Annotated in this window: 16 protein-coding genes and 1 other RNA gene; 7 read left to right on the top strand and 10 right to left on the bottom strand. The window is 72.2% G+C overall.

Annotated features, from left to right (window positions below; all coding sequences use genetic code 11):
• Positions 1-20: 20 nt before the first annotated feature.
• On the top strand, positions 21-764 hold the full coding sequence (locus ABH937_RS30315; RefSeq protein WP_280686848.1) for a zinc ribbon domain-containing protein: 744 nt from the start codon (positions 21-23) through the stop codon (positions 762-764).
• Positions 765-766: 2 nt separating this feature from the next.
• Positions 767-1,945 carry a bifunctional RNase H/acid phosphatase gene (locus ABH937_RS30310; RefSeq protein ID WP_370220106.1) on the top strand — a complete coding sequence of 393 codons (1,179 nt, stop codon included), beginning with the start codon at positions 767-769 and terminating at the stop codon, positions 1,943-1,945.
• A 64-nt stretch (positions 1,946-2,009) separates the two neighbouring features.
• On the opposite strand, the gene yaaA is transcribed toward ABH937_RS30310, so the two are convergent.
• On the bottom strand, positions 2,010-2,801 hold the full coding sequence (gene yaaA, locus ABH937_RS30305) for a peroxide stress protein YaaA (protein ID WP_370220105.1): 792 nt from the start codon (positions 2,799-2,801) through the stop codon (positions 2,010-2,012).
• Positions 2,802-3,013: 212 nt separating this feature from the next.
• Between yaaA and ABH937_RS30300 the strand changes: the two genes are divergently transcribed.
• Positions 3,014-4,489 (top strand): MFS transporter, encoded by a 1,476-nt coding sequence (locus ABH937_RS30300; protein WP_370220104.1) that lies wholly within the window; start codon positions 3,014-3,016, stop codon positions 4,487-4,489.
• A gap of 13 nt (positions 4,490-4,502) precedes the next feature.
• An RNA gene (gene rnpB, locus ABH937_RS30295) (RNase P RNA component class A) lies at positions 4,503-4,902 on the top strand.
• Positions 4,903-5,060: 158 nt separating this feature from the next.
• Here the strand turns inward: rnpB and ABH937_RS30290 are convergent.
• Positions 5,061-5,540: a macro domain-containing protein gene (locus tag ABH937_RS30290; protein WP_280686852.1), complete on the bottom strand. Its 480-nt coding sequence runs from the start codon at positions 5,538-5,540 to the stop codon at positions 5,061-5,063.
• A gap of 114 nt (positions 5,541-5,654) precedes the next feature.
• On the opposite strand from ABH937_RS30290, the gene ABH937_RS30285 reads away from it, so the two are divergent.
• Entirely contained in the window at positions 5,655-6,512 is an 858-nt protein-coding gene (locus ABH937_RS30285; RefSeq protein WP_370220103.1) for an ATP-grasp domain-containing protein, read from the top strand.
• Here ABH937_RS30285 and ABH937_RS30280 read toward each other — a convergent pair.
• The 4 genes from ABH937_RS30280 to ABH937_RS30265 form a co-directional block, all read right to left on the bottom strand.
• Complete coding sequence (locus tag ABH937_RS30280; protein ID WP_280686854.1) at positions 6,506-6,766, bottom strand: Txe/YoeB family addiction module toxin; 261 nt, start codon at positions 6,764-6,766, stop codon at positions 6,506-6,508. The genes ABH937_RS30285 and ABH937_RS30280 overlap by 7 nt on opposite strands.
• Positions 6,763-7,035, bottom strand: a complete 273-nt coding sequence (locus tag ABH937_RS30275; RefSeq protein ID WP_280686855.1) for a type II toxin-antitoxin system prevent-host-death family antitoxin — start codon at positions 7,033-7,035, stop codon at positions 6,763-6,765. The genes ABH937_RS30280 and ABH937_RS30275 overlap by 4 nt, the downstream gene beginning before the upstream one ends.
• Positions 7,036-7,179: 144 nt before the next feature.
• Positions 7,180-8,214: an NAD(P)-dependent oxidoreductase gene (locus ABH937_RS30270; protein ID WP_370220102.1), complete on the bottom strand. Its 1,035-nt coding sequence runs from the start codon at positions 8,212-8,214 to the stop codon at positions 7,180-7,182.
• 62 nt (positions 8,215-8,276) lie between these two features.
• Positions 8,277-8,792, bottom strand: a complete 516-nt coding sequence (locus ABH937_RS30265) for a hypothetical protein (RefSeq protein ID WP_370220101.1) — start codon at positions 8,790-8,792, stop codon at positions 8,277-8,279.
• Positions 8,793-8,902: 110 nt separating this feature from the next.
• Between ABH937_RS30265 and ABH937_RS30260 the strand changes: the two genes are divergently transcribed.
• Together ABH937_RS30260 and ABH937_RS30255 are read left to right on the top strand one after the other, a co-directional pair.
• Positions 8,903-9,529 carry a DinB family protein gene (locus ABH937_RS30260; protein WP_280686858.1) on the top strand — a complete coding sequence of 209 codons (627 nt, stop codon included), beginning with the start codon at positions 8,903-8,905 and terminating at the stop codon, positions 9,527-9,529.
• 359 nt (positions 9,530-9,888) lie between these two features.
• On the top strand, positions 9,889-10,056 hold the full coding sequence (locus tag ABH937_RS30255; protein ID WP_370220100.1) for a hypothetical protein: 168 nt from the start codon (positions 9,889-9,891) through the stop codon (positions 10,054-10,056).
• Between the two features lie 12 nt (positions 10,057-10,068).
• On the opposite strand, the gene hemC is transcribed toward ABH937_RS30255, so the two are convergent.
• The 4 genes from hemC to ABH937_RS30235 all read right to left on the bottom strand — a co-directional run bounded on the left by hemC (position 10,069) and on the right by ABH937_RS30235 (position 13,223).
• The gene (gene hemC, locus ABH937_RS30250) at positions 10,069-11,013 is read right to left on the bottom strand and encodes a hydroxymethylbilane synthase (protein ID WP_280686861.1); all 945 of its coding nucleotides are present in this window, start codon (positions 11,011-11,013) and stop codon (positions 10,069-10,071) included.
• 136 nt (positions 11,014-11,149) lie between these two features.
• Positions 11,150-12,226: a lytic transglycosylase domain-containing protein gene (locus ABH937_RS30245; protein ID WP_280686862.1), complete on the bottom strand. Its 1,077-nt coding sequence runs from the start codon at positions 12,224-12,226 to the stop codon at positions 11,150-11,152.
• 86 nt (positions 12,227-12,312) lie between these two features.
• Entirely contained in the window at positions 12,313-12,711 is a 399-nt protein-coding gene (locus ABH937_RS30240; protein ID WP_280686863.1) for an ACT domain-containing protein, read from the bottom strand.
• Between the two features lie 53 nt (positions 12,712-12,764).
• Positions 12,765-13,223, bottom strand: coding sequence for a helix-turn-helix transcriptional regulator (locus ABH937_RS30235; protein ID WP_370220099.1), 459 nt, complete (start codon positions 13,221-13,223; stop codon positions 12,765-12,767).
• Positions 13,224-13,246: the final 23 nt, after the last annotated feature.

Here is a 13,246-nt window from a genome sequence, read left to right as displayed (position 1 = left end):
TCATCACAGGAGCCCCCCGCTTGAACGCCGCGCCCGCCGACCAGATCCGCCTCCTCGACCTCCAGGCCATCGACTCCAAGCTCGACCAGCTGGCCCACCGGCGCCGCACCCTGCCCGAGCACGCGGAGATCGAGAAGGCCACCGCCGACCAGACCGCGCTCAAGGACCTGGTGGTCGCGGCCCAGGCCCAGCAGGGCGACACCGCCCGCGAACTGACCAAGGCCGAGCAGGACGTCGAGCAGGTCCGCGCCCGGGCCGCCCGCAACCAGCAGCGGATGGACGCCGGCACCGTCACTTCCGCCAAGGACCTGGAGAACCTCCAGCACGAGATCGGCTCGCTGGCCAAGCGCCAGTCCGACCTGGAGGACGTGGTCCTCGAGGTGATGGAGCGCACCGAGACGGCCCAGACCCGGGTCACTGAGCTGACCGCCCGGCTGCAGCACGCCGACGTGGTGCTCGCGGACGCGCTCACCCGTCGCGACGCCGCCTTCGCCGAGATCGACGCCGAGGTCGCCAAGGTCGCCCGCGACCGCGAGGCCGTGGCCCAGGTGATCCCGGCCGACCTGATCAAGCTCTACACCCGGCTGCGCGAGCAGCAGGGCGGGGTCGGCGCGGCCCGCCTCTTCCAGCGCCGCTGCGAGGGCTGCCGGGTCGAGTTCGCGGTCTCCGACCTGAACGCGATCAAGGCCGAGCCCAAGGACGCCGTGGTGCGCTGCGAGAACTGCGGTCGGATCCTGGTCCGGACCGCCGATTCGGGCATCTGACCGTGCCGGCCCGCAGGTTCATCGTCGAGGCGGACGGCGGCTCCCGGGGCAACCCGGGACCGGCCGGCTACGGCGCGGTGGTCCGCGACGGCGACACCGGCCAGATCATCGCCGAAGCCGCCGAGTACATCGGCCGGGCGACCAACAACGTCGCCGAGTACAAGGGGCTGATCGCCGGCCTGCGGGCCGCCCACGAGATCGACCCGAGCGCCACGGTGGACGTCCGGATGGACTCCAAGCTGGTGGTCGAGCAGATGTCGGGGCGCTGGAAGATCAAGCACCCCGACATGCAGCCGCTGGCCGCCGAGGCCCGCACCGTCTTCCCGCGCGGTCAGGTCGACTACAGCTGGATCCCACGCGAGCGGAACAAGGACGCCGACCGGCTGGCCAACGAGGCGATGGACGCGGGCAAGGCGGGCAGGCAGTGGGAGCCCAAGGTCCGCCCGGCCGCGCCCGAGCTCTCGGTCGCGGAGTCGGCTCCTGAGCCGCTGACGCCTGAGCCGTTGACGACCGAGTCGGCGGCGCCCAAGGCCGGCTGGGCCTCGGCCGCGGACCTCGGCACCCCCACCACCCTGGTGCTGCTGCGGCACGGCGAGACCGCGCTCACCCCGCAGAAGCGGTTCTCCGGCAGCACCGGGAGCGACCCCGAGCTGTCCGAGAAGGGCCGCTGGCAGGCCGAGCGGGCCGCCGAGGCGCTGGTCGCGCGCGGCACCGTCCAGGCCGTGGTCAGCTCGCCGATGCTGCGCGCCCGGCAGACCGCCGAGGCGGTGGCGGTCCGGCTCGGTCTGCCGGTGCGGATCGAGGAGGGCCTGCGCGAGCTGGACTTCGGCGCCTGGGAGGGCCTGACCTTCGCCGAGGCGCAGGAGCGCCATCCCGAGGACCTGAGCGCCTGGTTGGGCTCCACCAAGGTCAAGCCGACCGGCAGCGCCGAGAGTTTCGCCACGCTGGCCCAGCGGGTCGCGGTGGCGCGGGACAAGGTGCTGGCCCGCTACCCGGGCAAGACGGTGCTGGTGGTCTCGCACGTCGGCCCGATCAAGAGCCTGGTCCGCCTCGCTCTCGGGGCGCCACCGGACGCGGTCTACAAGATGGAGCTGTCCGCCGCCTCGCTCTGCGCGGTGCAGTACTACAGCGACGGCAACGCCTCGCTGCGGCTGCTCAACGACACCGGTCACCTGCGCTGAGCCACCGTCAGGGACCTTGTCGGCCAAGGCCCTTGACGGTCGATCAGGCGAATGTTCGGGCGGATCAGTGGATCTCGGTGACCACCACGTCCAGCTGCCACGGCTTGCGGGCGGTGCCCTGGGCCGCGACCTCCACCTGGTAGCCGAGCCCGCGCAGCGCGTCCAGCAGCTCGCCCGGCGTGCCCGGTTCGGCGCCCGAGTTCAGCAGGTCGCGCACCAGGCGTCCCTTGGTGGCCTTGTTGAAGTGGCTCACCACCGTGCGCTTGCCGTCCTTCTCCTGCAGCACCCGCACGGTGGCCGTGCGGGCGACGACCTCCCCGGCCGGCTTCCACGAGGCCGCGTACGCCGAACTGCGCAGGTCCAGCACCAGCCGGTCCGCCTCACCGGGCAGCACCTGCGCCATCTCCCGGCGCCAGTACGCCCCGAGCGCGCCCAGCGGCGGCAGCTTCACGCCGCCCGAGCACCGGTAGGCGGGGATCCGGTCGCCGATCCGCACCGCGCCCCACAGCCCGGAGAAGACCAGCAGCGAGCGCTCGGCCCGCGCGTAGGCGGCCGCGTCCAGCTTGCCGAGCCCGAGCGCGTCGTAGAGCACGCCGGTGTACAGCTCGCCGGCCGGCAGCGTGCCCGCCGTGCGCAGCGTGGCGTTGCGGGCGATCTCGCCGCGCAGTCCCTTGCTCAGCCCGAGCACCTCGGCGGCCGTCTCCTGGTCGCCGGTGCACAGCTCGACCAGCGCGTCCAGCACCCGGGTCCGGGCCTCGGTCAGCGCGGGCAGCGAGAGCGAGGAGAGCGCGAGCGGCGCGCTGTCGGGCGCCTCGGCCTTGCCCTCGGACGGCGGCAGCAGGACCAGGAACGGCATGCGCGGCTTCCCCTCACGACTGGAGTCACGACAGGGGTCGCGACCCCGCGGCGACACGTTTTGTTGAACGAGCTGAGACCTGAGCAATCTACCTGCTACCGGTGGCCGGCCTGAAGGCGTACTGCGAGGCCCTGGCGGCGACGCGCTGAGCCGGCTTGTCCAGCATTCGGTGGCCGGTCGGATTCATCCCATGAATTGCTTAGGATGAACGGGTGACCGATCCGACCACCCTGACCCGACGCCGCCGCCTGCTGATCCTGGCGATCTGCTGCCTGAGCCTGCTGATCGTCGGGCTCGACAACACCATCGTCAACATCGCGCTGCCGTCCATCCAGCGCGATCTGCACGCGCCGGCCTCCGGTCTGCAGTGGGTGATCGCCGCCTACACCCTGGTGCTCGCCTCGCTGCTGATCCTCTCCGGCTCGGTGGCCGACCGGGTCGGGCGCCGCCGGATCTTCCAACTCGGTCTGCTGTTCTTCGTGCTCGGCTCGGTGCTCTGCAGCATCGCACCAAGCCTGGGCTGGCTGATCGCCTTCCGCGCCGTGCAGGCGATCGGCGGCTCGATGCTCAACCCGGTGGCCATGTCGATCATCACCAACGTCTTCACCGACCCGCGCGAACGGGCCCAGGCGATCGGCGTCTGGGGTGGCGTGGTGGGCATCAGCATGGCTCTCGGCCCGCTGGTCGGCGGGCTGCTGGTGGACAGCTTCGGCTGGCCGTCGATCTTCCTGATCAACGTCCCGATCGGCCTGGTCGCCATCGCGCTGGCCGCCCGCTACGTCCCCGAGTCCCGGGCGCCGAAGCCGCGCCGCCTCGATCCGGTCGGCCAGCTGCTGGCCGTCGCCGCGCTCGCGGCCGGCACCGCCGTGATCATCGAGGGCCCGGGCCACGGCTGGACCTCGCCGGGCATCCTGGCGCTGGCCGCCCTCGCGCTGGGCGCGCTCGTCGCTTTCCCGCTCTGGGAGCGCCGCCACCGCGAGCCGCTGCTCGACCTGCGGTTCTTCCGCAGCGCGCCGTTCTCGGGGGCGACCGTGATCGCGGTCTGTGCCTTCGCCTCGCTCGGCGGCTTCCTCTTCCTCAACACCCTCTACCTGCAGGACGTGCGCCACTACTCCCCGGTCGAGGCGGGCCTGTGGACGCTGCCGATCGCCGCCTTCACCCTGGTCTGCGCCCCGATCTCCGGCCGGATCGTCGGCTCCCGCGGTCCCCGGCTGCCGCTCCTGGTGGCCGGCCCCGCGCTGGCCGCCAGCGGCCTGCTGCTCACCCGGCTGACCGCCACCTCCTCGCCCGCCCTGCTGCTGACCGCCTACAGCCTCTTCGGCCTCGGCTTCGGCCTGGTGAACGCCCCGATCACCAACGCGGCCGTCAGCGGCATGCCGCGCGCCCAGGCCGGGGTCGCGGCGGCGGTGGCCTCGACCAGCCGTCAGGTCGGCCAGTCGCTGGGTGTCGCGGTGATCGGCACCGTGGTCACCGCCGCCGTGGTCGCCCCGCTGGCCACCGGCTTCGCCCCCGCCAGCCACGCCGGCTGGTGGATCATCGCGTGCCTCGGCCTGGTCATCACGCTGCTCGGCCTGATCACCACCACCGCCTGGGCCCGCGACACCGCCGACCGCGTCGCCGCCCGCCTGGACGCGCCCGCCGCCCCGGCCCCCGCTGTCCGGAAGCCCCGCGTCGACCGGCTACCATGACCAGTACGGCGGACGAGCCGGCCGGGCGGTCGCGACGGGTCCTCAACAGGCCCGCCGAGGAACGTCCGGGCTCCACAGAGCAGGGTGGTGGGTAACGCCCACCCGGGGTGACCCGCGGGACAGTGCCACAGAAAACAGACCGCCGACGGCTCCGGCCGCCGGTAAGGGTGAAACGGTGGTGTAAGAGACCACCAGCGACCGAGGTGACTCGGCCGGCTCGGTAAACCCCACCTGGAGCAAGGTCAAGATCGGTGCCCTCGGGCACCGTGCGCGGGTGTTCGAGGGCTGCTCGCCCGAGCTCGCGGGTAGACCGCACGAGGCTGTCGGCAACGGCAGCCCTAGATGGATGGCCGTCGCCTGGGCCCGCGCAAGCAACCCAGGAACAGAACCCGGCGTACAGGCCGGCTCGTCCGCCGCTAGCTCGGCTTTACCTCGGAAAGGGCCTCTGACCTGTGTCGGAGGCCCTTTCCGATCTTCCAGGGGGCAGCCGCGTCAGCCGGTGAAACGTCCCTCGAAAGTCCCTCGGACCGAGTGACGGACGCCTGTCATGAGACCGATACCTGGCAGTAGGTCAGTCGTGGTCGTACACGGTCACGGCGATGCCGCGGTCCGCCAGCCGTGCGAGGACCAGCGGTTCGACCCGCTCCCATCGGCCGCCGGCCAGCCCGCAGCCGATGCGGGGCATATGGACGGACGCGGCGAGCTCGACCACGCGTTCGGCGAGGGTGTCCAGAGCGGTGTCGATGGCTTCGTAGCGCACGGGGACGCCCTTGCTGCCGGTGCGTGTTCCGTGCTGGCCGATCATGTTGGCGACCCACAGCAGCCGGTTGACCTGCACCACCTGCACGGCGCCGAGGCCGAAGTCGTTGCCCGCCCGCTCACGGTGCCATCGCCGGTACGCCGTCTCGGGCTCGGGCCAGCGTCGGGAGACGGCCAGGACGAAGCCCTTGCCCCAGCCGCCCAGGTCGTTGCAGACATGCGCGATCACTTTCGGGCCCTTGCCCAGCGGCGTGGTCGCGTCGCCCCGTACGTACTCGATCCCCGTTGCCATGCCGTGCACCGTAGCGGGCGGCACTGACGAACGAGGCTACGGATATCCACTCGTCCTCGGTTCGGGACGGCCACTACGGTGGGCAGTCGATCAGCTGAACGAAGGAGGGCAACGATGCCCCTGACGCGTTACCCAGTTCGTCAGACGGGTGCTGAGATCCTCCTGACGTCGGCGCAGCTGACCAGCACGAGCCGGCTGCTCGCCGAAGCCGCCGAGCGCCGTGGCCTCGAGGTCATGACGCTGGACGGCCCGCTGGCCCCGGGGGAGCTGACGGGCCGGATCGTGCACTGGTACGGCGGTCCGCTGCTGGCCGACCGGATCGCCGGTCGGCTGGACCTGGCGTTGCTGGAGCCCGCCGACGACTGGCTCACCGGCCTGCCCGAGGAGTTCACCGGCCGCCGCATCGAGTTGACCACGCTGTCGGAGGCATGGACCGCACGTCGCCCACTCTTTGTGAAGCCGCCGAGTGACAAGCAGTTCCCCGCAGCGGTCTACGCCGACGGCAGTCGGCTTCCCCGCGAGGGCGAGCGGATCGGCCCCGATACGGCGGTGCTGCTCTCCGAGGTGGTGACTTTCGCTGTCGAGTTCCGGTTGTTCGTGCTGGACGGGCAGCTCGTCACCGGCAGCCGCTATGCCCGTTACGGACGTCTGGACACCGCGCCGTTGGACGGGAACCGTGACGAGGCGGCGGTGCGTGCTTTCGCGCAGAGGCTACTGGCGGCGGAGCGTGGTTCGCTGCCGAGCGCGGTGGCCGTCGATGTCGGCCTTGTCCAGGACCCGGACACCGGTCGCGAGCAGTGGGCGGTCGTCGAAGCGAACATGCCGTGGTTCGCCCACAGTTATGCCGCCGATCCGGACGCCGTCCTCGACGTCGTCCTGCGCGCGACCGGGCCATGCGGCGAGGTCGCCCCGACTGACCAGCGGTTCCTGAGGGGACAGGCCTCCGTGGAGCCGGCGCGCCACTCTTACTGATAGTGGTAGCGAGCCTTGAGGATCTTCACTTCCTTCTCGTCGGCTCGGTACACCAGGCGGTGTTCGTCATCGATTCGGCGTGACCAGTAGCCGGCCAGGTCGCCCTTCAGCGGCTCGGGCTTTCCGATCCCGTTGAACGGGTCGCGTTGGATCTCGCCGATCAGGCGGGTGATCCGCTGAGCCATCTTCCGGTTCGATCCGAGCCAGAACAGGAAGTCCTCCCAGACGTCCGGATCGAAGTGGATGCTCCTCACACCTCACCGGCCAGGGCTTCCAGCTCTTCCATGGTCTTGGTGGCGCCGGGGTGGCCGACCCTGTCGCGGGCGACGGCCTCCATGAGCCGCTGGGCATTGGCGGGGGAGCGCAGGAGATAGATCGTCTCCTGCCACGAGTCGTAGTCCTCGGCGGACATGAGGACTGCGTCCCCGCTCTTGGAGGTGATCCTTACCGGGGTGTGGTCATCGTTGACCTTTTTGATCAACGGGAAGAGCTGCGTGCGTGCCTCGCTCGCGCTGATCGCCATCGGCGTGCCTTCCGCGTAAAAAGCAAGTTTCCGTACTGTAATGGTACGAGTTTCTGGTACCAGACGCCACTCGCCTCACTCCTTGCGACGATCGGTGTGCACGCCGGGCAGGCGACCGACCCGCCCGGAAGTGGTGACGCTCCGTCAGTTCACGGTCGGGATACCCTCCGCCCGCCCGGCGAGCAAGGCCGCGAGGTGGTCCGCGCAGCGTAGTGCGGCCGTGGTCATCGCGGTCCTGGTCATGCCGGCGACGTGTGGGGTGAGCAGCGCGTTCGGCAGGCCGAAGAGGGGGGAGGCGAAGGCGGCGTGCTCGTGCTCGAAGGTGTCCACGGCGGCGGCCGCGAGCGGGTGTTGCGGCTCGCTCAGCGCGTCGGCCAGGGCGCGCTCGTCGACGATGCCGCCGCGTGCGGTGTTCAGCAGGATCGCGCCAGGTGGCAGCAGCGCCAACTCGGCCTCGCCGATCAGGTGGTGGGTCCGCGCGGTGAGCGGCAGGTGCAGCGAGATCACCTGACTGACCGTCAGCAGCTCTCGCAGGTCGCCGTCGCGACCGATGCCGTGGACCGTCATGCCGAGCGCCGCGGCCTTGCTCGCCAGGGTTCGCCCGATCAGGCCCAGGCCGACGATCCCGAGTGTCAGTTCCGACAGCTCCGCCACCGGAGTCACGCTCGGCGGCCAACTTCCTTGGTGTGAAGCCCGGTTGTGCGAGGCGAGCCGCCGGTTGAGGGTGAGCAGCTGGGCCAGCGCGAACTCGGCGACCCCGGTGGCGTTGGAGCCCGGGGTGTGGGTGACGGTGATGCCGTGCGCGGTGGCGGCGGACAGGTCGACGTGGTCGGTGCCCGCCCCGGCGCGGCCGATCACCCGCAGCGGATGGGCCAGCGCCGGATCGGTCGCCGCCGCCAGGAAGGCTGCGCGCAACGGTGGCCCGGAGCGGGACTTGACGGCGTCGTGGCCGAGGCCGGACGCGACGGTCGCGGTGATCAGCTCCCGCTCGTCGAAGGCGTCGAAATCGGTGAACGCCACCCGTCCGTCCCACGCCGCCCGCGCCGCCGGGCGCTCGGCGGTGGGCACCCGGCGCAGGTTCAGGGTGGGGGAGAGACCGTGGTCGAGCAGCCGGGCCAACTCCCGGTCCAGCAGCGGGCCCGGTGCCGCGTCGATGAGCAGGACGCGCGTCTGTGCCATGCAGCCCCCTCGGCCGTTGTCGTCCCAGTCTGTCGGTGTGCCCGGCTGCCCGGCTGCCCGGCTCAGATACCGTACTCGGCCAGCCAGCCCAGCAGTTCGCCGCGCTCGGCCCGGGCCAGCCGGCCGCCGGTGAAGCGCGGGTCCGTGGTCACCTCCGCGACGGCCGCCACGGGTGGGCGGAAGGCGTGGGCCGCCTCGTCGCTGTCGAACTCGGCCTCGGCGAGCACCAGTCCGCGCAGCGGGCCGTCGAAGACGTCGATGCCCAGCGGCGGCACGCCGAGCCGGGTCTTGTCGAGGGTGGCCGCGGGGAGGGCCGCGAGGACCTCGTACTCGGCCCGGGTCAGATAGGTGTTGGTGATCAATCCCTGGACGGGGCCGGGGTGTTCGGCCGGGATCTTCTGGGTGAGCTTGTAGATCGGCGCCGCGTCGTCCGGCTCGACCATCATCCGTAGCCGCAGCCGGGTGCCGTCGAGATAGCGGTCGGCGATCCGGCGGGTCGCGGTGACGGCGGCGGGTGGGGGCGGGGCGGCGAGCAGGAAGCGGCGCTCCCGCTCCACGCGTGCGTACTTGTCGGACATGCCTCCACCTTGGCGTCCCGCACCCCACTCCGGGAAATCGGAAGCGCCGGTGGATCGGCTGTGGCAGGGTGCGGACGGTCACGTCAGTACGGCCGACCCAGGAGTGTTCGATGGCGCTGCCCGCCCGACTGGTCCCGCTGCTCGCGGAGTTCGACTTCGGCTGCGAACGCCTGACTCACCGGATGGCGGGCCCCGGGGTCGACAGCGGCAACGGCACCGAGGTCGCCGTCAGCCCGATGACCGACGCCGAGTACCGCTGGGAGCCGGTGCCTGACTGCTGGTCGATCCGCCGCCGCTCGGACGGACCCGGCTCGCGGGCGACGCTGCTGGTCGGCGCGGGCGACTGGGGGCGCGACTCGGCGCCGAGCCCGCATCCGGTGCCGCCACCGTTCACCACCATCGCGTGGCGCCTGGGCCACCTCGCCGAGATGCTCACCCTCCGCGCCGACCACACCAACGGCAGCCGCGCCCTGACCCGGGACGAGTACCGATTCCACGGCGACGCCGCCGGCGCGGTCGCCGCCTTCACGGCCGGCGCCGCGGCCTGGCGCGCGGCGCTGCTCGACGCCGACGACGCCGCGCTCGACGAGGTCGGGCGCAGCCGCTACCCGTACGGCGGCGACCCGGAGGAGCGGTTCCTGGACGTGGTCTGGTGGGTCAACCAGGAGGTCGTCCACCACGGCGCCGAGATCGCCCTGCTCCGCGACCTCTATCTGCACCGCGCCCAGCTGCGCTGACCCGCCGTGAGTCGTGACCGCAGAAGTCGGCCCGGTCGACTTCCAGCTCCTCGACTCGCCCCGCTCGATCACGGCCGGCAGGCTGCCGTGCACCCCGTGGTCGAGGACCAGCCGCCCGCCGGGGCGCAGGTCGACCCTGGTGAGCGGGCCGCTGCCGAACGTTCGATGGCGTCGGTGAGCATGTGGCAGTTTTCCCTCCCGTGGATGCGCGGCTAAATGCGCTACCTGAGGGCTGCACATGGAGTCCCTCGTGTGCAACCGGTTAGTTGCACGTCAGGGAGTGGCTGGGCTGCGGACCCGGACCCCCGAACGGGTGACACCGCGCGCGAGCCGGTTGCTGTCGGTGTGCCATGGGAGCCATGGCACACCGACAGCACTGGCTGATCCGCTTCACCGACGAGCTGATGACGCTGACCGACGATCTGACCCAGGAGCAGGCCGCCGACTTCGTCCGGCGGGTCTACGTGGCCGGGCACGAGGCGGGCGTGGCCGAGGCGGCGGAGGAGAACCGGCGCGAGCGGGAGTGAGTCCGGCGCGGCTCAGTGCGGGATGCTGTCGATCAGCTCCCGCGCCCCTTGCCGCAGCAGTGCCACCGCCACCGAGGTGCCCAGTGTCGCCGGGTCCAGCGGGCCGGCCCACTCGTGGGCGTCCAGCACCGTCTTGCCGTCGGGGGTGAAGACCCGGCCGCGCAACGAGAGCCGGCCGTCCCGCTCGGCGCGCGCGTAGCCGGCGATCGGGCTGTTGCAGTGGCCCTGGAGGACGTGCAGGAACATCCGCTCGGCGGTCGTCTCGCGCCAGGCCGCCTCGTCGTTCAGGCCGCGCACCGCCTCGATGGTGGCCGCGTCCTCCTCGCGGCACTGCAGGGCGAGCACGCCGGCGCCGATCGGCGGGCACATCGTCTCCAGGCTCAGCACCTCGCTGATCTGCTGCTGCTCGCCGATCCGGGCCAGCCCGGAGGCGGCCAGCAGCAGGGCGTCGGCCTCGCCGGCGGCCAGTTTCGCCAGCCGGCTGTTGGCGTTGCCGCGCATCGGCACGCAGCTGAGATGCGGGTGGCTGACGGCCAGTTGGGCAACCCGGCGGACCGAGGAGGTGCCGATCCGGCTGCCCGGCGCCAGCTGATCGAGGGTCAGGCCGTCGGGGTGCACCAGGGCGTCGCGCAGGTCGTCGCGGCGCAGCACGGCGGCGAAGACGGTGCCGGCGGGCAGCGGCCGGTCGGCGGGCACGTCCTTGACGCAGTGCACCGCGACGTCCGCCTCGCCGGCCAGCAGCGCGGCGTCCACCTCCTTGGTGAACGCGCCCTTGCCGCCGAGCGCCGCGAGCGAGCCGGTCCAGCGGTCGCCGGCGGTGGTCACGGGGACCACCTCGGTGCGGATCTCGGGGTGCAGGACGGCCAGTTCGGCCCGGAACCGCTCGACCTGGGCGAGTGCCATCGGAGAGGAGCGAGAGACGATCCGCAGCACATCGGGGAGGGAAGACGAGTCCATGCCGACCAGCCTAGCCGGGGGTCATGCTCCGATCGAAGGAAGCCGACGACGATTCCCGCACGCCGCCCGCGCGTTCGAAACCGCCCGGGCTACGGTGAAGTGTTTCGCGGTGCGCCGCCGCCAGGCCCTGCCGGCCTCAGTGACCCATGCACGGGCAGGTGGTCATCAGCGCCTCGACGGCGGCGACGTACCCCGGGTTGGGGATCACCGAACTGCCTGTGGTGACGCCGGTGCTCGGGTCGGTGACGGTGTTGTAGTGCACGTTGCCCGCGCCCGCGTTGTAGGCGGCGATCACCAGGTCGAGCAGCGGGTTCTTGCCGGTGGTCGGGTCGGGCGTCAGGTCGTACGTGCCGCCGAAGTCGGAGTCGCCGTAGTACGCGACCAGTTCGTCCAGCAGCTCGGCACCGAGGTCGGTGTTGCCGGCCAGGGTCTGCACGTCGTTCTTGGTGCCGAACTTGCCGTTCATCCAGGGCGCGGTGGCCGGCATGATCTGCATCGTGCCGATCCCGCCGTCGCAGGCCAGGATGGTCGACTGCCAGCCGCTCTCCTGCCAGGCGACCGCCTTGACCAGGTTGACCGGCAGGGCCGGCATCCGGTCGGTGCCGCCACTGCCCAGGGTCAGCGTGCGGGCCTTGCCGGCGGCGGCGGTCAGCGCGGCGGCGACATCGGCGTCGGCGGCGTTGGTGCCGGTGTAGGACGGCTTGCAGCTGCTCTGCAGCGGCGGGACCCCTGGGGCGGCCGCCGGCGGCGGGGGTGCGACCGGGCCGGGCTTGGTGGTCGGCGCGGGTGCGGGTGCCTGCGGCTTGGCCGGGGGTGCGGCGCTGGTGGCGGGCGCGGCGTTGTTCTGGGCGCCGCTCGGCGTGGTGGCGCGGGAGGCGCTCGGCGCGGGGCTGTGCGAGGCGCCGCGCGAGGGGCCGGCCGAACTCGTGGCGCTGGGCGAGGCGGTGAGGGAGGCGCTCGCGGACGGGCTGGGTGCGGCCGGGTCGCTCGCGGACGCGCTGGCGGTGGGCGAGGCGGTGAGGGAGGCGCTCGCGGACGGCCCGTCCGCGACGGTCACCGTGCCGGCGGTGGCCGTGCGGTGCCCGTGCCCCGAGCCGGTGATCCCGTATGCCGTCAACGCTCCCGCCGCGGTCACCGCTATCAGGCCCGCCGCGACCTTCTGTCTGTTGCCGATCCGCATCTTCCCCGCCCCCGTCGCCTGTCCTACGGTCAAAGAAGCCGTAGCGTACCGCCGGGTGGCGCCACTCCCGAGGGTGGGGCCGGGCAGGCGTGGTAGCGGGGTGCGGTGGGGTGCGTCGGTCAGGCGCTCTCGGCCGCGAGGCGTCGCAGCGCGTCGACGGCGCGCTCGGCCTCGCCGGCCGGCACGAAGAGGTGGTCGTGGTGGAAGCCGGCCACCACGTTGCAGCTGATCCCGTGCTCGGTCAGCCGCCCGGCCACCGCCGCGGTGAGGCCGACCGCGGCGAGCGCCGAGTGGATCCGCAGCGTGATCCAGGCGGCCACGAAGTCGTAGGGCAGGCCCAGCGCGTCGGCCTCCTGCTGCTCCACCACCGCCGTCATCCCCTCGGCCTCGGCCACCGTCACGACGGGCCGCAGCCCGGTGGGCACCCGCCCGCCGAAGGTGCAGAAGACGAACCGTCCCGGGTTCAGCACGGGGCGCATGTCAGCGAGCAGCTTCTGGAGATCCGTTTCACCAGCCATGCCCGCCACCGTAGCGGCCGCCGCCTGGCCGACCGGGCAGCTGGGCCCCGAACTCACCCGGTTGAGCCGTGATCAGTGGACGCCGCGGCACCGCCGCGATTCCTGATCGGTCTGGTCACCTGTTTCGCCACGCACGACGGCAGCCCGGCCGTCGTGCGCGCCGCGTCGCTGCGGTAGGCGCTGGGCGGCACGCCGACCAGCTCGGTGAAGCGGGTGCTGAAGGTACCCAGCGACGAGCAGCCGACCGCGAAGCAGACCTCGGTGACGCTGAGGTCGCCGCGACGCAGCAGCGCCATCGCGCGCTCGATCCGCCGCGTCATCAGGTAGCCGTACGGCGACTCGCCGTACGCGAGCCGGAACTGGCGGCTGAGGTGCCCGGCCGACATGTGCACGCCGCGGGCGAGTGCCTCGACGTCCAGCGGCTGCTCGTACTCCCGGTCGATCCGGTCGCGCACGCGGCGCAGCCGCGCGAGGTCGCGCAGTTGCTGCGCCGCGTCCGGTCTGCTCGTCACCCGTCCGATCGTGCCACAGAACG

This window comes from Kitasatospora sp. GAS1066B (genome assembly GCF_041262605.1).
Taxonomy (GTDB): Bacteria; Actinomycetota; Actinomycetes; order Streptomycetales; family Streptomycetaceae; genus Kitasatospora.
This window is presented reverse-complemented; position numbering and strand designations above follow the sequence as displayed.

What these genes read in the sequence shown, in the direction of transcription:
- ABH937_RS30285 (WP_370220103.1), top strand. Translation starts at nt 5,655, where the DNA reads ATGCCCCTGACGCGTTACCCAGTTCGTCAGACGGGTGCTGAGATCCTC.
- ABH937_RS30290 (WP_280686852.1), bottom strand. Translation starts at nt 5,540, where the DNA reads ATGGCAACGGGGATCGAGTACGTACGGGGCGACGCGACCACGCCGCTG.
- yaaA (WP_370220105.1), bottom strand. Translation starts at nt 2,801, where the DNA reads ATGCCGTTCCTGGTCCTGCTGCCGCCGTCCGAGGGCAAGGCCGAGGCG.
- ABH937_RS30255 (WP_370220100.1), top strand. Translation starts at nt 9,889, where the DNA reads ATGGCACACCGACAGCACTGGCTGATCCGCTTCACCGACGAGCTGATG.
- ABH937_RS30270 (WP_370220102.1), bottom strand. Translation starts at nt 8,214, where the DNA reads ATGGCACAGACGCGCGTCCTGCTCATCGACGCGGCACCGGGCCCGCTG.
- ABH937_RS30240 (WP_280686863.1), bottom strand. Translation starts at nt 12,711, where the DNA reads ATGGCTGGTGAAACGGATCTCCAGAAGCTGCTCGCTGACATGCGCCCC.
- ABH937_RS30265 (WP_370220101.1), bottom strand. Translation starts at nt 8,792, where the DNA reads ATGTCCGACAAGTACGCACGCGTGGAGCGGGAGCGCCGCTTCCTGCTC.
- ABH937_RS30260 (WP_280686858.1), top strand. Translation starts at nt 8,903, where the DNA reads ATGGCGCTGCCCGCCCGACTGGTCCCGCTGCTCGCGGAGTTCGACTTC.
- ABH937_RS30275 (WP_280686855.1), bottom strand. Translation starts at nt 7,035, where the DNA reads ATGGCGATCAGCGCGAGCGAGGCACGCACGCAGCTCTTCCCGTTGATC.
- hemC (WP_280686861.1), bottom strand. Translation starts at nt 11,013, where the DNA reads ATGGACTCGTCTTCCCTCCCCGATGTGCTGCGGATCGTCTCTCGCTCC.